The organism is Ruminococcus sp. D54t1_190329_F1, from assembly GCF_015551645.1.
In the GTDB taxonomy this organism is placed as follows: domain Bacteria; phylum Bacillota; class Clostridia; order Lachnospirales; family Lachnospiraceae; genus Blautia_A; species Blautia_A faecis.
In genome coordinates this window covers 78,845-101,611 of record NZ_JADNDC010000004.1, presented here as the reverse complement: position 1 = coordinate 101,611, position 22,767 = coordinate 78,845, and the positions used below count along the sequence as shown (strand labels likewise).

At 42.4% G+C, this 22,767-nt stretch carries 19 protein-coding genes; 15 read left to right on the top strand and 4 right to left on the bottom strand.

What is annotated here, in order from left to right; genetic code table 11:
* Positions 1–5: 5 nt before the first annotated feature.
* The 3 genes from I2D69_RS02690 to I2D69_RS02680 all read left to right on the top strand — a co-directional run bounded on the left by I2D69_RS02690 (position 6) and on the right by I2D69_RS02680 (position 3,941).
* On the top strand, positions 6–1,565 hold the full coding sequence (locus I2D69_RS02690; protein WP_195379356.1) for an ADP-ribosylglycohydrolase family protein: 1,560 nt from the start codon (positions 6–8) through the stop codon (positions 1,563–1,565).
* A 14-nt stretch (positions 1,566–1,579) separates the two neighbouring features.
* The gene (locus tag I2D69_RS02685; RefSeq protein ID WP_195379355.1) at positions 1,580–2,512 is read left to right on the top strand and encodes a BadF/BadG/BcrA/BcrD ATPase family protein; all 933 of its coding nucleotides are present in this window, start codon (positions 1,580–1,582) and stop codon (positions 2,510–2,512) included.
* Between the two features lie 328 nt (positions 2,513–2,840).
* A complete protein-coding gene (locus tag I2D69_RS02680; protein WP_330656202.1) occupies positions 2,841–3,941 on the top strand; it encodes a glycoside hydrolase family 172 protein in 1,101 nt (366 codons plus the stop codon).
* A 208-nt stretch (positions 3,942–4,149) separates the two neighbouring features.
* Here I2D69_RS02680 and I2D69_RS02675 read toward each other — a convergent pair whose 3' ends face one another.
* Positions 4,150–4,461 (bottom strand): helix-turn-helix domain-containing protein, encoded by a 312-nt coding sequence (locus tag I2D69_RS02675; RefSeq protein WP_195379353.1) that lies wholly within the window; start codon positions 4,459–4,461, stop codon positions 4,150–4,152.
* Positions 4,462–4,466: 5 nt separating this feature from the next.
* On the bottom strand, positions 4,467–4,874 hold the full coding sequence (locus I2D69_RS02670; RefSeq protein ID WP_330382766.1) for a type II toxin-antitoxin system RelE/ParE family toxin: 408 nt from the start codon (positions 4,872–4,874) through the stop codon (positions 4,467–4,469).
* Between the two features lie 274 nt (positions 4,875–5,148).
* On the opposite strand from I2D69_RS02670, the gene I2D69_RS20670 reads away from it, so the two are divergent.
* From I2D69_RS20670 to I2D69_RS02650, 5 genes are all read left to right on the top strand, one after another.
* The gene (locus I2D69_RS20670) at positions 5,149–5,457 is read left to right on the top strand and encodes an NADAR family protein (protein WP_330656203.1); all 309 of its coding nucleotides are present in this window, start codon (positions 5,149–5,151) and stop codon (positions 5,455–5,457) included.
* 8 nt (positions 5,458–5,465) lie between these two features.
* Positions 5,466–5,627, top strand: coding sequence for an NADAR domain-containing protein (locus tag I2D69_RS20665; RefSeq protein ID WP_347708375.1), 162 nt, complete (start codon positions 5,466–5,468; stop codon positions 5,625–5,627).
* A gap of 153 nt (positions 5,628–5,780) precedes the next feature.
* Positions 5,781–5,951 (top strand): hypothetical protein, encoded by a 171-nt coding sequence (locus I2D69_RS02660; RefSeq protein ID WP_195379352.1) that lies wholly within the window; start codon positions 5,781–5,783, stop codon positions 5,949–5,951.
* 182 nt (positions 5,952–6,133) lie between these two features.
* Complete coding sequence (locus I2D69_RS02655; protein WP_148463087.1) at positions 6,134–7,519, top strand: ATP-binding protein; 1,386 nt, start codon at positions 6,134–6,136, stop codon at positions 7,517–7,519.
* Between the two features lie 35 nt (positions 7,520–7,554).
* Positions 7,555–9,186, top strand: coding sequence for an FMN-binding protein (locus I2D69_RS02650; protein WP_195379351.1), 1,632 nt, complete (start codon positions 7,555–7,557; stop codon positions 9,184–9,186).
* A 74-nt stretch (positions 9,187–9,260) separates the two neighbouring features.
* Here the strand turns inward: I2D69_RS02650 and I2D69_RS19945 are convergent, their stop codons facing one another.
* Positions 9,261–9,683, bottom strand: coding sequence for a hypothetical protein (locus I2D69_RS19945; RefSeq protein ID WP_227198766.1), 423 nt, complete (start codon positions 9,681–9,683; stop codon positions 9,261–9,263).
* Positions 9,632–12,088, bottom strand: a complete 2,457-nt coding sequence (locus tag I2D69_RS02645) for an HD domain-containing phosphohydrolase (RefSeq protein WP_227198765.1) — start codon at positions 12,086–12,088, stop codon at positions 9,632–9,634. The genes I2D69_RS19945 and I2D69_RS02645 overlap by 52 nt, the downstream gene beginning before the upstream one ends.
* 277 nt (positions 12,089–12,365) lie before the next feature.
* On the opposite strand from I2D69_RS02645, the gene I2D69_RS02640 reads away from it, so the two are divergent.
* From I2D69_RS02640 to I2D69_RS02610, 7 genes are all read left to right on the top strand, one after another.
* A complete protein-coding gene (locus tag I2D69_RS02640; RefSeq protein WP_195379350.1) occupies positions 12,366–12,881 on the top strand; it encodes a cysteine hydrolase in 516 nt (171 codons plus the stop codon).
* A 281-nt stretch (positions 12,882–13,162) separates the two neighbouring features.
* Positions 13,163–13,849 carry a response regulator transcription factor gene (locus I2D69_RS02635; protein WP_148461343.1) on the top strand — a complete coding sequence of 229 codons (687 nt, stop codon included), beginning with the start codon at positions 13,163–13,165 and terminating at the stop codon, positions 13,847–13,849.
* Positions 13,839–15,125, top strand: a complete 1,287-nt coding sequence (locus tag I2D69_RS02630; RefSeq protein ID WP_195379349.1) for a HAMP domain-containing sensor histidine kinase — start codon at positions 13,839–13,841, stop codon at positions 15,123–15,125. Before I2D69_RS02635 ends, I2D69_RS02630 begins: the two co-directional genes overlap by 11 nt.
* A gap of 158 nt (positions 15,126–15,283) precedes the next feature.
* Positions 15,284–17,197 carry an aryl-sulfate sulfotransferase gene (locus I2D69_RS02625; protein ID WP_195379348.1) on the top strand — a complete coding sequence of 638 codons (1,914 nt, stop codon included), beginning with the start codon at positions 15,284–15,286 and terminating at the stop codon, positions 17,195–17,197.
* A gap of 258 nt (positions 17,198–17,455) precedes the next feature.
* Positions 17,456–18,244, top strand: coding sequence for a DUF4352 domain-containing protein (locus I2D69_RS02620; RefSeq protein ID WP_173718001.1), 789 nt, complete (start codon positions 17,456–17,458; stop codon positions 18,242–18,244).
* A gap of 110 nt (positions 18,245–18,354) precedes the next feature.
* Entirely contained in the window at positions 18,355–20,475 is a 2,121-nt protein-coding gene (locus I2D69_RS02615) for an aryl-sulfate sulfotransferase (protein WP_195379347.1), read from the top strand.
* 105 nt (positions 20,476–20,580) lie between these two features.
* A complete protein-coding gene (locus tag I2D69_RS02610; RefSeq protein ID WP_195379346.1) occupies positions 20,581–22,656 on the top strand; it encodes an aryl-sulfate sulfotransferase in 2,076 nt (691 codons plus the stop codon).
* The last annotated feature ends 111 nt before the right edge of the window (positions 22,657–22,767 follow it).

Genomic DNA, 22,767 nt, shown 5'->3' with positions numbered 1-22,767 from the left:
AGATTATGGTTTTAAAATTAAACGAGTTCCGTGACAAACTGGCTGGATGCTGGGCAGGAAAAAATGTAGGCGGTGTTCTTGGTGCACCTTTTGAGTGTAAGAGAATGGTTCCTGATGTGGATTTCTATATCCAGGATCTTTCCATGGGACCACCTGCAAATGATGATCTGGATCTTCAGATTGTATGGCTGGCAGCAGTTGAGCGCTACGGCAGAAATGTAAATGCGTCTATCCTTGGTGAGTACTGGTTGTCCTATGTAATCCCGAACTGGGTTGAGTATGGAACTGGCAAGGCGAACCTTAAGGCAGGAATTGTTCCGCCTATGTGTGGTGATGTTGACAATACTTATAAGAACAGCAATGGCTGCTGGATCCGTTCTGAGCTTTGGGCGTGCCTGGCACCTGGACATCCGGAAATTGCAACCAGATATGCATTTGAGGATGCAATTGTCGATCATGCAAACGAGGGAATGTATGGTGAAATTTTCACATCTGCGCTTCAGAGTGCGGCGTTTGCAGAAAGTGACCGTGAAAAACTGATCGATATCGGACTTTCTTATATTCCGGAGGACTGCGCTGTTGCAAGAGCAATCCGTAAAACTGTAGAATGCTACCATAATGGAATTGATTATCTGGAAGCAAGAAAAATCGTGCATAATACTGCTCCGGGAACCTTTGGTATTCAGGAGTACAAGCTGAGTGAGATTCCAAAGGAAAACAATGAGGGAATGGAGATTGGAGAGCCTGGCTTTGATGCACCGGAAAACGTTGCCTTTGTAGTACTTGGTCTTCTCTACGGAGAAGGTGATTTTGGAAAGAGTCTTATTATTGCCAATAACTGCGGTGAAGATACGGACTGTACCTGTGCAACTCTTGGCGCACTTCTGGGTATTATTTATGGTGCTTCTGGACTTCCGGAGAAATGGACAAAACCACTTGATGACAAAATTGTAACCATGTGTATTGATAAAACAAGTCATGGAATCTGGGTTCCGGATACGGCGACAGAGCTGGCTGAGCGTATTCTTCGTGTAGTTCCGGGATTTCTGGGACAGGATCTCTGCGATGCTTTTGCAGAGGGCGGAATGACCATTGAGTGCCTGGAAAAAGATGCTCTGTTCTGCAATAAGACAACAGATTATCTGCCATTGATCAATGGAAACGGAAAATCAGAGGAATTGCCGATCCGTGATCTGTGTGCTCTTTCTTCCTATGTGGCAAGATATCAGTTCCCCGCATTTAGTGTTATGGTGGATTATGAGGACTCTGTTTTCTTTACACCTGGCGAGAACAGAAAGTTTAAGATTAAGGTTGTAAATTCCAATACCATGAGAGAGCAGCAGTGGGTAAAAATCAGGCTGTATCTTCCGGAAGGAGTTACTGCTGTGGGTGCATCTACAGCGGAGCTGCCATTGAATAACCTGTATCTTTCCTGTGCGGAAAAAGAATTTGAAATCAGTACAGAGGGCTTTAGTGACAGCCGGCTGGAGCTGATCGTGGATGTTTCCCTTACAGGAAGACATTCAAACGGACCTGTGAAGGTTGTTCTTTTTGCAGGAAAATAAGGAGAATATAGAGTATGTATATTGCAATTGACGGAGGTGGAACGAAGACAGAATATCTGCTTCTGGATAAGTATTTCCAGGTAGTGGATCACTATCTGGGCGGCTGTCTGAACCATGATCTTCTGGGAAATGGATGGGCAGATGTTTCGTTGGCTTTAAAAGCTTCCATAGATGTTTTGCTGGAGCGTAATGGTCTGACTGTTTCGGATATTGAGGCAGCAGCGGCTGGTATTTCCGGGCTGGATACTGCCAGGGATCAGCAGCAGGCTGATGCGTGTTTCTCTTCAGCTGGCATTTCCCGTTTTCTTGCGATTAACGATGGATATCTCCCCATTGCAGCCGAGAGCCCGGCTGCGTGGGGAGTTTCTCTTAATTGCGGAACCGGAATGTGCTGTGCGGCAATTGATCCTTCAGGTAACCGGATCAAACTGGCAGGAATGGATGAATGGTCAGGGGACGCAGGAGGCGGAAACTGGATTGTGATGCAGATGTATCGCAAGGTTTACGAAAACCTGATTTTAAAGGATGTTAGTACGTCGTTGGTAATGGAATATATGAAAGCAATGAATCTTGGCAGTAAGGTCGATTTTATAAATTCATGGTCAGATTTGAAAGACGGGGAGAATGCAGAATGTAAAGCTTTGCATCGTAAGATCATCCGGCTCTTTTTTGAACTTCTCGAGCGCTCTAATCCAGAGGCGCAGGCTCTTTCAAATCAGATGATAAAGTGCGCGGCATACTCCATCGATGCCGCAGTTCGGGAACTTCATTTTTTCGGTGAGAAAATTCCGGTATATCTTTCCGGCTCCATTTTGACCAAGGCTGCTTCCTTGGGGTATCTGTCGATGCTGAAGGAAGCTCTTTCCTGCATCTGTCAGGGGAAACTGGAGGTGCATATGTGCACGAAAAGACCTGTGGAAGGGGCGGTGCAGCTGCTGAAGGGATAAGAAAAAGGACAATAATATTATTATCCCAACACATTTGATTATCTCCCAAAAAGATGCTATTATTGGGAGAAAGTAAAGAAGTTTGGGAGAATGGAGTTGGAAATATATTATGAAGTTTTGCAAAATGCTGATCAAAACTGACAAGAATAGTATTAGCTGAAAAAACTGGTTGATGAGGGTGCTATGATTATACAGCAGGACATACTGGCGTTTTTGTGGAATATGGGGGAAGTTCAGATTGATGAATTTGAAGTCTTTGAGGGAAAAGAACAAAATAAAATAGAAAAACCATAGCACAGAGTGAGAATATTACAGACAGGAGCAAATGATGAATATATTTCAAAATATTTTACCATATGGCGTATTTGGAAAATCGAGAGCAATTAATGCAGAAAATCCAACAGGAGAGAAAGGAAAAGGAGGAATGGCTTCCAGTAATCTTGGAAAGGGAAGAAAGGGAAGTCCATGTCTTAAAAACATAGAACCTGGAAGTACTACTGTACTTGCGGATATTTCAGGATGTGGAGTAATTAATCACATTTGGATTACTGTGGATAATAAAACAACTGATGGAGACTGCTTTGTACTGAGGGATCTTATTTTGCGCATGTTTTGGGACGATGCCAAAAGTCCGGCAGTAGAAGTACCACTGGGTGATTTTTTTTGCTGTGGGTTCGGAAAAGAATGTTATATTAATTCCTACCCAATAGTAGTTGCACCATCAAGAGGCTTGAATTCTTATTTTTCAATGCCATTTAGGAAAAAAGCCAGAATTGAGCTGGTTAGTCAACATAAAAATGTAATCCCTGCGTTTTTCTATCAGATTGATTACTGTCTTTATGATACATTGCCAGATACCATGTTATATTTTTTCGCAAAATGGAACAGAGAATCTGTAACTGTTAAAAAGAAAGATTATACGATTTTGGATAATGTATATGGAAAGGGAATTTATGTAGGAACCTATCTGGCACTACAGACATTGGAAAGATATTGGTGGGGAGAAGGAGAAGTAAAATTTTATTTGGATGGTGATGAGGAATATCCTACCATCTGTGGAACTGGAATGGAAGACTATGTAGGAGGATCCTGGAGCTTTGCAAAAGAGAACCAGGAAAAAATGACAGAGCAGACGTATTCGACTCCATTTCTGGGATATCCTTATTATTCTAATCATGATGATTTAACAGTTCATCCGTATCATAATGATGACTGTCCACCAATGCGTGGAATGTATAGATTTCATATTCCGGATCCGATTTATTTCCAGCAGAATATTAAAGTAACGGTTCAGCAGATTGGAATGTCTCATAATGGGTTATTTGAACGTCAGGATGATGTTTCAAGTGTAGCTTACTGGTATCAGGAAGACAGGGAGATGTCAAAATATTGTCCATTGCCGCCGAAGGAAGAAAGATGGCCGAGGTAGAATAATTATGGAACAAGCTCTTGACAGAGCCCTCAAAAGATCAGAAATTAAAGAGTATAAGTTTTAAATTCAGAGGTGCATATGTGCACGAAAAGACCTATGGAGGGGGCAGTGCAGTTGCTGAAAGGGTGTATATTATTATCTACGGTCTAAAGCCAGCGCCTTAAGGCGCTGGCTTAGCATTCAAGGCTCGTAGGGCGACTAAAAATTATTTTACCACTACATAATTGGTTCTCTCCGGATTATCAGAAGCTAATACTTCCAATAAACGGAATGCCGGACCGGAAGGATGCGTTCGTCCTCCCTCCCAGGCCTCGACTGTTTTCTTGGATACGCCCATATATGCAGCAAAAACACTTTGCGTCATTCCTGCTTTCATTCTGATGTCCCGGATTTCTGCACTGGAATATTCCTTTACAGGTGCAATCGTATAAGTCTTAATACGTGCAGTGCCCTGACCTTTTTCATATGCAATTGCTTCTTGCAAGCCTTGCTTTAAATCATCAAATAATGTACTCATAAAAATCAACTCCTATTTTTGGCAGCCTCATTTTTTAAAGATTTTACCAATTTTCTAAGCACATTTTTTTCTTCTGTAGAAAGATTTTCCTGCTCCTTTTTTTCAAACGCTGTAATAAGATAAAGCATTTCATATTCTGCAAAATCTGTATAACAGACACGTACACTTCCGCTTTTTCCTTTATTTTCAAGAGGAAAACGAACTTTACGGATTCCACCAGTCCCTTCCATAACAGGACCGGATTCAGGGTCTTTTAATAACATGATTTGCAAAGAATGCAAATCATTATCATCAAGCCCAATTTCCTTCCAGCGTTTGGTAAAAAGTGGAACTTCAATAAAAGTTCTCGTCATTAGTATCCACCTTTCTATCATTTCTACTATTATATTACGCCCTATTTTATAGGGTGTCAACTTAAAATCTACTGAGTAATACGCTGATGATGGTACGGGTGATTTAGGCGAATGTTATTTATTCCGATATGAGGCTTTTTATCTTTGTAAATATCAGAGCTATCATCAATATCAAAAGGTACAGAAATATGATTGTGATGGAAGATGTTTTTTGCTTTAGAGCAAAGAGGGAATGGCAGAAATTGCATTTTATATATAGCATATATGAGAATATTATAGTATACTTATTGTATACAAAGCCAATGTTAATGCGAGGAAGAATGGAGCTGATCAAATGAATATTATATGTTTTCATAATCCAGATGAGGAGAATGGCTATTTAAGTAATTGGTATCTATCTCAATTTAGTATAAATGGAATTCAATTTTCTTCTATGGAACAATATATGATGTATAAAAAGGCGGTTTGCTTTAAAGATGATGATATTGCGAAAAAAATATTGGGTTCCACAGATGTGGCAAGGATAAAGGCACTTGGACGGCTAGTTAGAAATTATAATGATAGTTATTGGAGCGGAATAAGACAGATCGTTGTTTATGAAGGATTATTGGCAAAATTTAAGCAGAATGAGGATTTAATTTAAAAAGAAAGCTGCTGGGGACGGGGAATAATGTACTGGCAGAATGTGCGGTAAGAGATCAAATATGGGGAATTGGATTATCCATGAAAAATCCTGATCGATTTGAACCTGAGAACTGGAATGGACAAAATTTACTGGGATATGCATTAATGATGGTACGGGAAAGCCTATAGATATACGACCTGTAATGTCTATTGTTTTTTATATTCATTAAAGTCAGCTCCTTAACACCGATGGAGCAGCAGGAATCCATGTTTGCGGCTTTATGTTGCATTAGTGGGCAGATCAAAGAGAGATTGTTTATTCTTTTAAATGGAGAATGCCCTATGTGTCCTATGGAACCAGATATTCTGATCACGGATGCGATTCGTTATAATCATAATGCCAGATACTCTTTTATGACAATTGATGATTTTATTGACATGGGGCTTAGATCATCAGATGAGAAAAAGTATTATATTGAAAACCTGTGCGTCGCATTCTCGTTACTTCAGTGATGAGTTAGGGCAATTTACCTGGATGTAGAAGACATGGAAACCGGGGAACATATTTTCTGAAAATAATATGAAAAATTGATTGAAAAATATCACAGAATAAAATATACTACTTATGAGTATGCTACTCGTGAGTAGTATATTTTGCTTGAGTTGCTTATGATTTAACAACGAGGAGGCTGCTTATGATAGGGAGATTAGACGAGCTAAATCAATTAGAGCGATTTTATAATAGTTCCAAATTTGAATTTCTGACAATGTATGGAAGACGTAGAATTGGTAAAACAACTATATTAAGAGAATTTGCAGGCAGGCATAAAGCCCTGTTTTTTTCTGCACAGGAGAAGAATGATTCTTTGAATCTTCTGGACTTTTCCAAGATGGTGCAAACATTTTTCGAAGGCTCTTTTATATCTTCTTTTCAAAATTGGGAAGCTGCATTTGAATATATTACAGGAAAAATTTCAGACAAAAAATTAGTATTGATTATTGATGAGTTTCCTTTTCTGGCAGAACCGAATCCTTCAATTAAGAGTATTTTGCAGCATACTATCGACCATGTCTGGAAAGGAAAAAACATTTTTCTTATATTATGTGGATCCAGTGTTAGTTTTATGCTAAATGACGTTATGGGATATAAAAGTCCGTTATATGGCAGAATTACTGGAAATATGGAAGTAAAGCCTTTCGATTATTTGGAAAGTGCGGAATTTTTCCCAAATTATAGTAAAACAGAGAAAGCGATTGCTTATGGAATTCTGGGCGGTGTTCCAAGATATCTGGAGGCGTTTTCCTCTGAGATTTCACTGGAGGAAAATATAAAAAATAATCTGCTTATGGAAGGGGCCTTTTTGAATGATGAACCCCAGACACTTTTGAGGATTGAATTAAGAGAGCCTTCAGTATACAATTCCATTTTAGAGGCGATTTCTAATGGATGTAATAAGGTTTGTGAGATTGCAGACCGAATCCATGAAGAGAAAAGCAAGTGCAGCAAATACATGCTTACATTGCAGACCTTGCGACTGATTGAGAAGTGTGTTCCCTGTACTGAGCCAGAAACAAGTAAAAAAGGGATTTATGAAATAACAGATAATTATTATAAGTTCTGGTATCGATTCCTTTTTACAAATCAGAATTATTATTCCATGCTGGGTCTGGAGCTTTCCTGCGAAGAGATTCTGGAAAATGTGAATGATTATATGGGACCTGTTTTTGAAAAAATATGTGAACAATATCTGATTCGGGCTGCGCGTGCGAAGAAACTTCCGTTTATTCCATATAAAATGGGAAAATGGTGGGGGAATAATCCATTGATAAAAGCGCAGGATGATGTTGATATACTTGCGTTTGATAAAACGGGAAAGAAAGTGTTGCTCTGTGAATGTAAGTTTCGAAATAAACCAATGCCTATGGAAGAGTATGATGACCTGGTTATGGCTGCAGAAATGTTTAAAAATGCAGAGGAAAAGTATCTTATGTTTTTTAGCAAATCTGGTTTCACAGAGTCAGTAAAGGAAAGGGCGGTGCGAGAAAACGCGGTGCTGCTTACAATCGAAGACTTGTATTAGAGTCTTTTTCAGACCCGCTCTAAGGAGTATAAAGAATGAACAGAAAAAACTTTCTGAAAAATAAGAAAATCAACTGGATCAAAGTGATTATCCAGATATTGTCCTTCGCTTTAATTCCGGGCTTATTTGAAGGGGAATTTGCAGCTGTGGGAAATATTGTTTCCTGCATATACAAGGGAAATATTTCCTGGGAAAGTGTGAAGTATTCTGTATGGATGCTGGTGGCAACTGTGCCGGCAACAGTACTTGTGGGAAGGTTTTTCTGCGGATTTTTCTGCAGCTTTGGGGCAGTGCAGGATTTGTTATGGTTTGGCTCACATAGATTGCGGGCATTATTTCCGGGAAAAAGAAATCTGAAAAAGGCTGATCGGATATTCAGATTTGCCAAGTATGCAGTGCTTTTTTACTTTATAATATTCGTATGGAGTGGCGTAACAGCTGTGAAAACAGCCGGCCTGTGGCAGGTGTTTGGGCAGTATGTTTCATTTGGTCACTGGCCGGGACTGAAGCCTTTGCTTTCTGTTGGAGGAATTCTGCTTCTTGTGATCTTTATCGGCTCACTGTTTGTGCAGAGATTTTTTTGCAGATATTTTTGCCCTATGGGAGCAATTTATTCACTGATTTCACAGGCGTCTTTCCTGAAAATTGATAAGCCGCGGGACGGGTGCGGAAAATGTCATTTATGTACCTCGAAATGCCCCATGGGGATGGATCTTACGAAGAAAGACCGGATTGCCGGAGGAGAATGTATCAGCTGTCAGAAGTGTGTAAGCTGGTGTCCGAAAGGAAATGCGCGCTTTAGAAGCAGATATGGAGTGCTGATCGGAGTGGGCGTTACCTGTATTACAATCATGGTGTCACAGCTCTTTATAGCAGGAAATCTGGCTAGAGAGAAAATGGCAGATTCAGTGAAAAAAACGGCAGAAAATAATGCTGAAGGTAACTTTCAGAATGGTATTTACACAGGAACCGGTGAGGGCTACAGAGGCAAGGTGACGGTTACGGTAAAGGTTGCCGATGGGAAGATAACGGAGCTTGTACTGGATGATTATGCAGATGATAAGTCTTATATGGAGAGAGCGAAAAACAGGATTTTCCAGGAGATGATCAGCAGGCAGAATACAGATGTAGATGCAGTTTCCGGAGCGACTTACAGCAGTAACGGCTTGATTGAAGCTGTGAATAAAGCACTGGGAAATGAGGAAGGTGAAGGGAAGAAACCCGAACAGGAAGAATCTGAAGATAAGCAATCCTTTATAGAGGCTGGACGTTTTCAGAATCTGACAGATGGCATTTATACCGGCTCGGCCGATGCATTTCGAGGTGATGTGGAGGTTCAGGTTACAGTTGAAAAACAGAAGGTAACGGATATTTCCATTCTTTCCTATTGTGATACAGAGGAATACTTTTTCAGGGCAGCACCAGCTGTAATCGAGCAGATGAAGGCTGAGCAGAGTCTGAATGTAGACGCGGTAAGTGGAGCAACCTACAGCAGTAATGGGATTATTCATGCAGTTGCAAATGCACTGGAGATTCCGGAGGATCAGTATGCACCAAGACCTGGCAGAAATCTGACTGCAAAGAAAAAGAACCATGGGCATATTGTGAAGCATGAGATAACAAGTCAGGAAGAGTATGAGGAAAAAGTAGAGAAATATTCAAAGTGATATGGTCATCCCCCAAAAATAAAAGCTTCTGAATCAGACACAGGACTGAAAAATCCTGTATCTGTCAGAAGCTTTTATTTTTGATTTGTATCCATATTATTTTCTGCCATAGACAGATATTTATATGTGGGCAGAAAGTTAGTGCTTTTTGCCTTTCTATAGTATTGCATAAAAATACGTTCCATAATATTGGGAATCTGAGATTCAACCGGCTGAAACAGGATGATCAGATACTGCATGGAACTGTATCTGGTACAGATATCCACACGCCGGATGGTGTTTTGGATAGCCTGTTCCATATGGGAAAGTGTCTGCTCAATTTCTTCAATATGAGCGGGAGTGTCCGAAGTGGCTTCCAGTGTGAGCATTACCAGGTAGCAGCGGCTTCCGCTTCGGATAATGAGCTGTTGCATATATTCATACTGTCTGGAAAAATCCCGGTAATTCAGTTCAAGAGCACCTGCATAGCTGCCACTTTTGCGAAGCGCGTCTGCCACCTGCTGAAGATCCCTGGCAGTACCTGGTGAATCGGAAGAGGAATGACTGATCTGATGATAAAAGGAAAAGTGATTTTACCATTTTGCTTTACATTGTATAATGCCTTATCTGCTTTGGAATAACAGTCTGCAAAGGTATCGCTGGTAGTGCACATATACAAACCGGCAGACAGAGCAGCATCTTTGATTTCAGGATCAGCTTCTGCGATGGAATGGAAGTGGTGGAAAAGCCGTGTCGTTAGTTTCGACACATTTTCAGCACTTATGTCTGGCAGAAACAGAAGAAATTCATCTCCACCAAGACGACAGGCAATACCGTTGGCTGTATAGCGTGAAAGCAGGGTTCCCAGATTCCTTAAGGCGCGGTCACCGGCCATGTGTCCATAAACGTCATTGATTTTTTTCAGATTATCCATATCAAGGAAAATAAGACAGCCGTTATGTTCCTGCATGAATTCTGCAATAAGCCGCTCTCCAAGGCTTCTCATAGGAAGACCGGTCAGGAAATCATAATTCTTTGAATCCTCCTGGTTCTTTATGGTGCTGACTACTTCTGAAATGAATTTGTTAATGGTGTGGTCAGCCTCTGGTGGAGCTGTTATTTCCTGTGTGCGGATATTGTGGAGAACAACACGCTTTTCATCTAATAGCTTTAAAAATACATCTGTAATTTCCGGATCAAACTGTTTCCCGCGGTTCTTACTGATTTCCTCCCGGATCATTTCCGGAGGAAGTGCATTTCGGTAAATTCTGCGGGAATTCATGGCATCATAGCTGTCTGCCATTGCGGTGATGCGTGCATGAATGGGAATTTCGACACCGGAAAGCCCGTCTGGATATCCATTTCCATCATACCGTTCGTGATGATTTCTGGCCACTTCAACAATATGAGGGACAAAGGTAATATCCTTCAGTATTTCTGCACCGATGACGGTATGTTTTTTTATCAGATTATACTCGTCATCTGTAAGTCTGGAGGGCTTGTTTAAGATAAGATCCGGAATACCAATTTTTCCAATATCGTGAAGGTAAGCGGCATGCTTTAACTGCTGGATTTCCTCTGAAGACCATCCAAGCTCGGCTGCAATAAGTGCGGCATATTCTGCAACCCGGTAGGAATGTCCGCGGGAGTACTCGTCCTTGGCCTCGATAGTGGTGGACAAAGTCTGCATCATTTGCAGAGAAAGGATCTCTGTCTGCTTCTGTTTGCGTTCCAGTTCCTGTTGCTGGCGCTCATTCTCTATACGCTGGATGCTTCGAAGAGTCCGGACAATGTTGACAAACAGCAGAATGAGCATTCCAATGCCGATAAAAAGACCGGACAGGGATGTGACAAAATATACAGAGACGCATTCAGCTGCAACGCAAAGCAAAACGAGCAAATGAGCCAGGAGCAGAAGATGGTCTGAGGCTTTTTTTCTGTGGCGGATGTAGAGGCAGAGATGGATAAACACCATCAGGAATGTACCTATCAGTATGATCTGTCCCAGGGGGAGGGTTTCAATGTAGTCTGCAATATTTGCTATGGCCAGAATAGAGCAGACTGTAAAATCCAGTAGGGAGATTCCGATTACAATATGATAAAGTCTGCGGTGAAGCCCATTCTGTACATTGTCTGCATAAAGCAGAAGGGGAATCGGTCCAAGAAGGATCATAACGAAGCATAAGGAAGCCAGGGCAGATGAGTTTGGAATCAGCAGCTGGCGGATCTTGGACTCACCCAGCATCCAGGTTGCTCCCATTATCATGCACCAGCCAAGATATTCCATGTCAAAGCTTGTGTGGTACACAAAACCAAGGGTAAGGCTGAAAAGAATGGTGGTCAGTCCTGCAAACAGGGTGAAAAATGCGATGTAAGTGGCCTGTCCGTAATGGTTAAAGATCAGCTGCCAGATGTCAGCTTTATCTCCGCAGAAAATCTGGTTCACAACACCGGAATAGTTGGAGGTGTAGGTGGTCAGTTCAATGCGGAGCTCCTTTCCGGCATCTTCATGGGAGGTGGAGCAGAAAATGAAACGGCTGGCGGAATTTTTCCCAATCAGACGGGTTTTACTGGTGCTGTACTGCTCTCTTAAGGTGCCGTCTATGTAGATGTTTATGTCCTGCAAGGAGGAACGAATCGCTATAGATGAGGCATCAAAATCTGCCGGAAGGGTAGATGTGATGACCATGGTTTCGCCTGCGGGAACATCATAGGAACCGGGAACTGTGATTTCTTCAGTGGTGCCGTCAGACTTTTCCCAGGTAAAGGTTCCGGGATAGAGGAGGGACGGAGAGTTTCCACTGACAGTTCTTTCATCAGCACCGAAAAACTGCATGAAAATGAACCATCCAAGAATGGCGAGCATCAGAAAATAGAAAATGTATCTTGGTCCCTGGCGGGCAGGGGATTTCTCCTTGGTCATGGTAATTCTCCTTGTATGTGAGTGGTGTTAAATTTTTGTGGTTGTTAATTGTATTATACTATATGCGAAGAGATTCATCAAAACATTATTATTCATAATGGTTGGAAAATTTATATGGAAGGTATTTTTTAAAATCTTTCACAAATCTGACCGTTTCGGTATACGAAATTCTAATAAAGTGGTATAGTTAATCTAAATAAGCTTTACAAAAATATGTGGCGTTTGGGCTGAGTTGAGAAAAATTGTGTCAGAAAACATATGAAGTACGGGGGAAAATATGGATATTTTAGTTGTGATTGATATGCAGAATGATTTTATTGACGGAGCGCTTGGAACATCGGAGGCGGAAGCGATTGTGCCTAATGTGGTGGACAGAGTGAAGAATTTCAATGGTCTTGTGCTGGCGACCAGGGATACTCACGGCGGGGATTATCTGCAGACCCAGGAGGGCAGAATGCTTCCTGTAGAGCACTGCATCCGCGGCACCTACGGCTGGGAGATCCGGGAGGAGATTGCAGAGCTTCTGGAGTCCGGACCCATTGATAAGCCAACCTTTGGCAGCGAAACTCTGGGAAAAGTCCTGAAAGAATTTAATAAATCAGAGACCATTGACAGCATTACACTGGTCGGGCTTTGCACAGATATCTGCGTGATTTCCAACGCTATGCTGCTGAAAGCATTTTTGCCGGAGGTACCGATCATGGTAGATTCTCTTTGCTGCGCCGGAGTGACGCCGGAGAGCCATGAGCGGGCGCTGGAAGCGATGAAAGCCTGCCAGATAGAAGTCCTTTAGGGAGTAATGAGAAAACAGAATCTGGAAGTGGTTGCTTAAGAAAAAATGCCGCAAAGTCACAGGAAATGGTGATTTTGTGGCATTTTCGTTTTTTCTGCGCCGAAAGAAAACTTATTTTCTCATATTTCCATCAAAATCACATGATACTATATTAAAGTAAATTGTGGCTTCTGTCTGATAGGAAACCGCAACGATTTACAGAGCATTGAAGCCTGTTTGAAATACAGAAAGCCTTTTTCAGACACGTTCTAGCGACAGGCTTTAAGAGAGAGGAAAGAGCCGTGAAAAAAATAGAGATTCTTGTTGTAGAGGATGAACCGAAATTAGCACAGACGATTTCTGACTTTCTGAGGATTCAGAACTATGAAGTAGAGACAGCACTGACCGGGAACAAAGCCCTGGAATATTTTTGCCAGAATAAGCAGAAGGTGGATCTGATCCTTCTGGATCTTATGCTGCCGGATATTTCCGGATATACCGTATTGAAAGAGATCAGGAAAATATCGGAGGTTCCGGTTATTATTTTGTCTGCAAGGTCGGCCGTGGCAGATCAGATGAGCGGATTTGAGAAAGGTGCAGACGATTATATCACCAAGCCCTTTACTCTGGCACTTGTGAAAATGCACATTGAGGCGGTGCTGAAGCGTGCCGGGAAGCTGCGGACTATGGTGGAATACAACGATCTGCAGGCAGATGTAAATGCACAGCTTTTATTTTACAAAGAGCAGCATATCCCCACCACCAGGAAGGAATTTGATCTGATGGTTTATTTCATGGAGCATCCGGGAATTGTTCTGCCCAGAGATACCATACTGAATGCGGTGTGGGAATACGATTACACAGGTGATGTGCGGACCATTGACACTCTGGTGAAGCAGCTGCGGAAAAAAATGGGAGAAGGCTGCAATTATATCCGGACTGTTTACGGCGTTGGCTACATCTTCGGGGAGGACATCCATGAAAATTAAAAAAGATTTCTGGAGAGATGGGAAAGCTCTGTGGATTCAGATTATTGCCTTTGCGGTGGCAGTCATGCTGTATAGCGTGTGCTGCTATCCCATATATACTTCATCAAAGGCCAGAATCATGCGTCAGCTGTATGAAGATATCCATGACATGGATCTTGAGGAACTTAGCGAGGACGACGAAGAAACACTTGGTGATTATCAGAAAGAAAAATTTGAGACTGTAATTGCGAATGAAAATTATGAGCAGATTTATACGTCCAGATCATCTCTGAAGACCACGCATGCCCGTAAGTACATAGAAAACAAAATTGCCCAGTACACAGAAGAAGGAACTCTGGAACAGCGTCGCATGGAATCTAGGCATATTCTGATGTTCCGTGGGAAGATTATACAGGATGGACATACATTCTATGTCTACCTGCGGAAAGATGTGCAGTCAGTGCTGGAAGTGATTGAAGGAACCAGATTGTATCTGGCAATTGTTTTGCTTCTGATGGTGGGATTAAGTTACTTTCTGGAAAAAAAGAGTAAAGCAAGTACCGAGAAAAAAGCAAAGCAGTCTGACTATCAGCTTCTGGAAAGCCAGAGAGAATTTTTGGCGAATATTTCCCACGAATTAAAAACACCTCTTGCAGTAGTGTCCAGCCAGGTGGAAATGCTGGAAATCGCAGGAGATAAGATCGATCGTTCCTACTATTATTCCTCCATTCACGAGGAACTGGACAAAATGTCCAGAATGGTAGGAGAGCTTCTTGATTTTTCCATGTTGGACAATCAGATGAGTTCCATGGAAATGAGTCGTGTAAACGTATCAGAAATGATAGAATATCTGCTTCTTCGATATGATGCCATGTTCCGCAAAAACGAGATCAAAGTGGAACAGGAAATCGAAAAGAACTGTTTCGCATACGGAAACCGCATGTATCTGGAAAGAGCAGTAAACAATTATCTGATGAATGCGTTTCAGCACACAGAGCAGGGAAAGCGGATCCGGATCACTCTGAAGAAAGAGAAAAAGCAGATACGCATGGAAGTCTACAATGATGGAGAGCGGATTAAAGAAGAGCAGATGGAGCATATCTGGGACAGCTTTTACACAACCTCCCAGAAGAAGAAACCGGTCACATCTGAGAATGAAGTACGTAACATCGGTCTTGGACTTTTTGTGGTCCGAAAGATCGTGAATAAACATAAAGGAAGCTGCGGAGTCCAAAATATGGAGAACGGAGTACTGTTCTGGCTTCAGCTTCCAGAAATCAGGGATTTGGGAAAATGAGAAAGTGGAATAAGAAAACAAAAATTACAGTATTAGTTATATTTTTAATTTTACTGGCGTTATTTGCCGCTCTATGCTGGAAAAAGCGCCGTGGAATCTATAATACATATATGAAGCTTACTGGTCAGGAGATTCCGTATTCTGTCCAGGAAAAAAGAATGAAAAAATATGGATATTATGATCAGGAATTGAATGCTTCCATGAATCTGGAAAATCCGGTTTACATAACTGAGAAGGACGATTCTGCAAATGAGATCGAAACAGATATTCCAAAAGAAACCACACGTATAGCATCCTCTTATGAAATCGACCAGCAGCTGCAGGCCGAGCTGGAGAATGGATACAGCTGGGAGGAGCCTATGGTGATTCAGAATCCTTATCAGGTTTCTCCATTGACAGCGGTGATTATTTTCGACACAAAAGAAGAGTGTGCGGTGCGTTTTACGGTCAAGGGAAAAACGGAAGCCGCAGATATCAGTGGAGAAGTGGAAGCTGCTGTTTCACACAGAATCCCGGTGATCGGTCTTTACCCGGCAATGGAAAACACGGTTGTTCTGGAGCTTCTGGATAAATCAGGCAAGGTTACAGATTCCCAGGAAATCACTATTACAACGGATGAACTTCCGGATAAACTGGATGATGCTGTGAAACCGGTGAAAACAAGCGGTGAATCTGCATTTGAACTGACTATGGTATATGGACAGCGGACAACCTTCCCATTTGCTTATGACTGTATGGGAGATATCCGTTGGTACATGAGCGGAGAATTTACTTCTGGAATTTACATGCTGTCAAATAACAGGATGATAGTTGCTTCCAATGAAGCCTTCATGCCATCCCAGGACAAACCGCAGACAACCAATCTCTATGAGATGGATTATCTGGGACGCGCCTACACCATGTACTATGTGGCGGGTGGAAACCACCATGAAGTGATCGAAAAAGAGCCGGACGGAAATCTTCTTGTCCTGACCAGTTCTCTGGAAGGTCACATTGAGGACAAAATCCAGGAAATTGACAGACAGACCGGAGAAGTTGTAAATGAACTGATAATGGAAGATATTTTTGGAGGGAAATATGAGGACCGAGTTGACTGGACCCATTTAAACACTGTGTCTTATCAGCCGGAGACAGATACCATTGTGATCAGTCCGCGAAATCTGGAATCTGTAGTCAAATTGAACTGGACGACAAAGGAAATCCAGTGGATACTCTGCGATCCGAGATTCTGGGAAGGCACAGAATATGAGAAATATGTGCTTCAGCCGGAAGGGGATTTTGTTTATCAGTTCCAGCAGCATACTGCCTACCAGCTGGAAACAGATCTGGATGGAGATGACCAGACGGTAGAAGTCAGTATGTTTGATAATCATTATGTAAAAGTACGAAAGTCTGACGTGTTGAAATACTTTGATGGTGAAAAAGAATCTTATCTGTTGGTTTATGCTGTAAATGAAGCAGAAAAGACAGTAAAACAGATTAAAAAGATTCCTACTGTATGGTCTACCATCACTTCTTCTGCTATTTACGATGCTGACAGTAATCATATTTTTGGTATGTGCGGTCATGTGAAGGATTCTGAAGATAAAAGAAGAGGAATGACCTATGAGTTTGACTATGATACAGAAGAGCTGATCAATCAGTTCAGCATCAAAAGCTATTATTACCGCGCATCAGAGATGAAAATTGACTGGAATGATCTGGCAGCAGCCATGGAAATAAAAGACAACTATATTATGGGAGAATTATATCAGCCTGTAAAAGCGACCTGGTTCTTCTGGCAGAAGAAGCCGGAACAGGTACTGGAAGACGGCGAGATTACATTACATCTTACCGGACAGGTGCTTTATGCAGGAGCTTATGATCACCAGATTTCCCAGATTATTTTTCATGGAAAGAAAAATACTTATGTGTATGACACTACAGACATCCGTCTTCATACGAAATCTTACCTGAAGTTCTATGAGAACATTCCGGTACCGCTGCAGGGAATGGAAGCGGATGATTATGAGATTTATGTTGTATATCAGAACGAATTTTATGATTTGGAACAAAATATAAAAATTAAGTGATGTAATGCTGCTGTTCACTGGTAACATTTTGCGAAGCGTGTTGCTGTAAATGGTTGAAACAGTAAAGCTTTAAATTTTTAAATTTTTACAGGCAATATTAAGAAAGTGTTTCTACTTTATTGCGGAACTATGTTATAATAGTTGATAACACGACCAGAGCGTGTTTGAAAAATGATTCCAGCACATTTTGCAGAATATTTATTTCAAACATGCTCCAGGGAAATAAAGTTATACCAGAAAAATAAAGGGAGTAAAAAAATGAAGAAAAAAGTTTTATTACAGGTAATGGGGGCCGTTCTGGTGGCTGGTTTAATGGCTGGTTGTGGTGGCACAAATGATACAAAGAAAGAAGAGAATACCAAGACAGAAGCTGCCGCAGACAAGGCTGATGCTAAGGAAGAGACTGACAGCACAGAAGCAGAAGATACAAGTGAAGATTCTGCAAGTACTGATTCCGCTGAAGAAGACAGCGCAGAGGCAGATGATACGGCTGCAGAAGCAGAGAGTACAGGTGAGGATTCTGCAAGTAGTGATTCAACAGAAGCAGACAGTGCAGAGGTGGCCGACAGCAAGGAGACAGAAGCAGCAGGCAGTTCTGCTGGTACAGCAGCCAAGACTGCAAATAGCGATGCATACGGCGAGGTTGTTTCCGCAGCAGGATGGAATATTACAGTAGAAGATGTGGAGATCAATTCCTCTCTTGAGAATGTAAGTGTAGAACTTGGCTATACAGGTGTGGAGACAAGCGACTACAAGAAGGAAGCTGACGCAGGTAAGACCTTCTGTATGATTAAGCTGAAGATCGAGAAAGACGGCAGCAAGGAGACTTTGGACTGGGCGAATCTAAAGCTGACTGACAGTGAAGGAAATGAATACAGCAGAATGGATGATGAGTTCATTACAGAGCTTGGTATGACACGTATGGCAGGAACCACTTTGAATTTCGGTTCCAACGAGGGCTGGATCGCATTTGAGATTGACGAGAATGCAGAAGGTCTGGAGCTTAGCTATCCATTTGAGGCAGAGGAATATCACTGCGCATTATAAGGATGATAGAAAATGCAGACAATCCGTCAGCTACCATGACGGTGGTATGAAAATGCGGATTTTGTATTAGATCGTGTTTGAGAAATCATAAAATTGCACAGGAGGCTGGCATGAAGAATAAAAGATATCGGGAACTGGCTGCAATACTTGTAATGATGACAATGACAGCGGGTTCTATTACTACAGTTGCAGCAGAAACAGAAACTGCAGCAGAGGAAGAAACTGCAGCAGAGACAGAACCTGCGGCAGAAGCCACAGCAGAGACTGAAACTGCAGATGAGACGGAAACAGAAACTGCAGGGGATGCAGATTCCGAGGCAGCAGAAACAGCAGATACCAAGTCTCAGGCGGCAGCCCTGGAAGTAACTGACCGGTTTGCACAGCAGACTGCTGTTGATGAAGCACTTCTTCAGGAGGCATCAAACGGCTACAGTCTTGATGAGGCACTAATTGTAGTCAATCCATATGGAATGTCCCCTTTAAGTGCAGTTGCCGTTTTTTCCACAGAGGAAGCCTGCGGCGGAACTGTTACTGTGAAAGGGAAATCCGCAGAGAACGATGTGACGGGGACTTTTGAGGAGGCAACGGAGCATATCGTCCCGATTTATGGTCTTTACAACAATGATACCACAGAGGTTGAAATCACTCTGGATGATGGGACTTCTGCTACCTTTGAAGTAACCACAGAAGATATAGGTGTTGATTACGGTACAATCCAGACAGAGATGAAAAGCGAGGCAAGTTACGATTATTCGAACCTGACTTTTGTCTGCTCCACTATGGGAACCCTGTATGGAGTAGATGCGGACGGAGATATCAGATTCTTTACCAATATTGGCGGAACTCTCGGAGTTCACCAGCTGGAGAACGGGCATCTTCTCATGCCTGCATCCTATGTGCTGAAGAGCAGCTACTATAAAGAAGGAATGATCGAAGTCGACCTTCTGGGAAAAATTTACCGCGAATACATGATTCCTGGTGGCCAGCATCACGATTTCGTGGAGCTTCCGGATGGCAATCTCCTGGTGGCTTCTGACAGCCCGGACTTAAGCACAGTTGAGGACTACGTGGTAGAAATTGACCGCGAGACCGGTGCTGTTGTATGGGAGCTTGACATGAAAGATCTCATCAGCCAGGAAGATGGACAGTCTGCTTCTATGGATTCAGACGGAAGTGAGGAAGCTGACTGGTTCCATAATAATGGTCTTGCCTATGATGCAGAGAATGATCTGGTTCTTCTTTCTGCAAGACACAAAGATGCCATTGTAGCAGTAAATAAAGAGGACAAATCCCTGGCATGGATCCTTGGAGATCCTACAGGCTGGGATGGTGTGGATCCGTCTTACTTCTTTACTCCGGAAGGAGAAGATTTCGAATGGTTCTATGCACAGCATAATGTTTCCATTCTGGATAATGGAGATATAGCTCTTTTTGACAATGGTACTGCCAAGGTAAAACGTGTGGATGGCGATAACCGTGTAAGTGGTGATAACGTATATTCCCGTGCGGTTGTTTATCAGATTGATACAGAGAACATGACCGTTTCCCAGGTAACTGAGTATGGTAAAGAGCGAGGCGCCGACTGGTATTCGGACTGGATTTCAGGTGTGGCTTCCCTGGATGGAACACAGGATCATCTGTGGATCACAGCTGGCTCCCACCTGCATAGCGATGAAGAAAACCGCAGTGATTATTACCCGAAAGATATGTTTGTACAGGGACTGACCAAGACCACACATATTGATCAGGTAGATAATGGAGAGCTGAGCTTTGAGCTGACGATCTCCGGTGACACTTATAATGCGCTGACATATCGTTCTTTCCGCATGCCCCTTTATACAGAAGGAAAATATGATCCATCCGCAGTTCCGGAGGTGCTTGGTTCTCTTGGAGAGACAAGTTATGAGGAAAGCAGCATTGATGTGAGCACCGCAGAGGCTTTGCCAGATGGCTGGAATTTCCTGCTGGATGGAAGCAAGATTAGTGTGAACGGCAGCTTCCTGACCCAGACCGCAGCAGCAGATCTGCAGGCTGGAAAGATGATCCTGATAAGCGGTGAGTCCCAGAGAGCTTATCAGCTGACACAGACTCCTTCTGAAGGAGATGACGGAACAAATGTTACAGTTAAGGGCTGGACGGCAGTTGACGGGCTGGAAGGTCAGGAATGGAATATTTACCTGGAACTGGACGGTGTTCTTTATAATACGGGATATATGTACAGCCAGGCATAAGTATAAGATTTGTCAATTTGGGTTCAAGAGTTTTGAACCCATTTTGACGTTACAGGCTTTGCAGTCTGTACGGACGTAACGACAAAAATTTGAGGAGCTTACAGTATGAAAAAATGGAGCAACAAGAAAAAAATTACCATTCTGCTACTGTTTCTGGTGCTGCTTGCATTGTTTGCAGGTCTTTGCTGGAAAAAGCGACGGGGAATTTATAATACTTACATGAAACTTACTAATCAGGAAATTCCCTATTCTGTAAAAGAAAAACGGAAGAAAAAATATGGCTATTACGGTCAGAAGCTGAATGTTACCATGGATGTGGACGACACGATTTCCATTCAGGAAAACGATGATTCCGCGAATGATATCCAGACAGAAATCCCTCAGACGAAAACACTGGTGGCGACCTCCTATGAGATTGACCAGCAGCTGCAGGCAGAGCAGGAAAATGGATATACATGGGATGATCCTATGGTTATTCTCAACCCATATCAGATTTCCCCATTAACTGCAGTAGTACTTTTTGACACAGAAGAAGAGTACGGAGTGCGCTTTACGGTGAAAGGAAAAACTGCAGCAGCGGACATCAGCGGAGAGGTAGATGCGGCCAGTTCACACAGAGTGCCCATCATCGGTCTTTATCCGGGAGAGGATAATACAGTAGTACTGGAACTTCTGGATGATTCCGGCAGAGTGAAGGATTCCCAGGAGATCACCATTACGACAGAAGCTTTGCCGGAGTCTCTTACGGATGTGATCGAACCTGTGGAGACCAGTGGAGAATCTGCATATGATCTGACCATGGTTTACGGACAGAGCACTCATCTTCCTTTTGCATATGACTGCATGGGAGATATTCGCTGGTATATGAACAAAGAGACTGGAAATTATGGTCTTTACATGCTTTCCAACTGCAGAATGATCTGGCAGGATACTGCCGGATATGTTCCGAACCTGGAGAAGCCCCAGTCTACTAATCTTTATGAGCTGGATTATCTGGGAAGAGCTTACAACATGTATTATCTTTCCGGCGGAAGCCACCATGAGGTAATTGAGAAGGAGCCAGGAGGAAATCTTCTGGTGCTTACAAGCTCCATGCAGAGCCACTGTGAAGATAAAATTGAGGAGATCGACCGACAGACAGGTGCGGTGGTAAATGAACTGAAACTTCAGGATATTATTAAATGTAAATACGAAAATCTGGTTGACTGGGCACATATTAATACAGTTTCCTATCAGCCGGAGACAGATACCATTCTGCTCAGCGTCCGCAACCTGGAATCTGTGATCAAGGTAAACTGGACAACCAAGGAAATCCAGTGGATTCTTTGTGATCCAAGATTCTGGGAAGGTACAGATTATGAAAAATATGTGCTGAAAGCAGATGGTGATTTCATTTATCAGTTCCAGCAGCATACAGCATATCAGATCGATACCGATCTGGACAGTGATGACCAGACTGTGGAAATCACCATGTTTGACAATCATTTCCTGTGGAGAAGGAAGAAAGATATCGACTATTATGACAAGACTGAGGAATCCTACCTGCTGGTATATTCTGTAAATGAGGCAGAAGGTACTGTGAAGCAGATTAAGAAGATTCCTACAGTATGGTCCAAGATCACATCCGCAGCCATTTATGATGCTGACAGCAATCATTTCTTTGGAATGTGCGGACATGCGGCAAATGCAGAAAACGGCTGGAAGGGAATGACCTACGAGTTTGACTATGATACAGAGAAGGTTCTGAATCAGTACTGTCTTAAGAAAACCTTTTACCGTGCAGAGGAAATGCGGATTGATTACAACGATCTTGCAAGTCCTATGGAGCTGGATGAAAATTATATCAAAGGAGAATTATGGCAGCCGGTGAAGACCTGGAAATGGCTGTGGAACAAGAAGCCGGACCAGGTGCTTCCGGCAGATACCCTGACATATAACATCACAGGAAAAGTGCTCTATATAGGCACTTATGATCATCAGATCTCCCAGATCATTTTCAAAGGGGAGAAGAACACTTATGTTTATGATACAACAGAGGTTCGTTTGCATATGGACACCTATCTGGATTTCTATGAAAACATTCCGGTGCCGCTTCAGGGAATGAATGCAGATAATTATGAAATCTATGTTATGTATCAGGACGGATTTTATGATACACAGCAGACCTTTGCAATCAATTAAAAAGGTGATATTGAAAAGCCAGTGAATAGTAAGAGTATTAAGCCCTGATTCAGCTGCCGCAGCTGAATCAGGGAAAATATACCGCAAAGCAGGGAGCGCAGATTGTGGGAA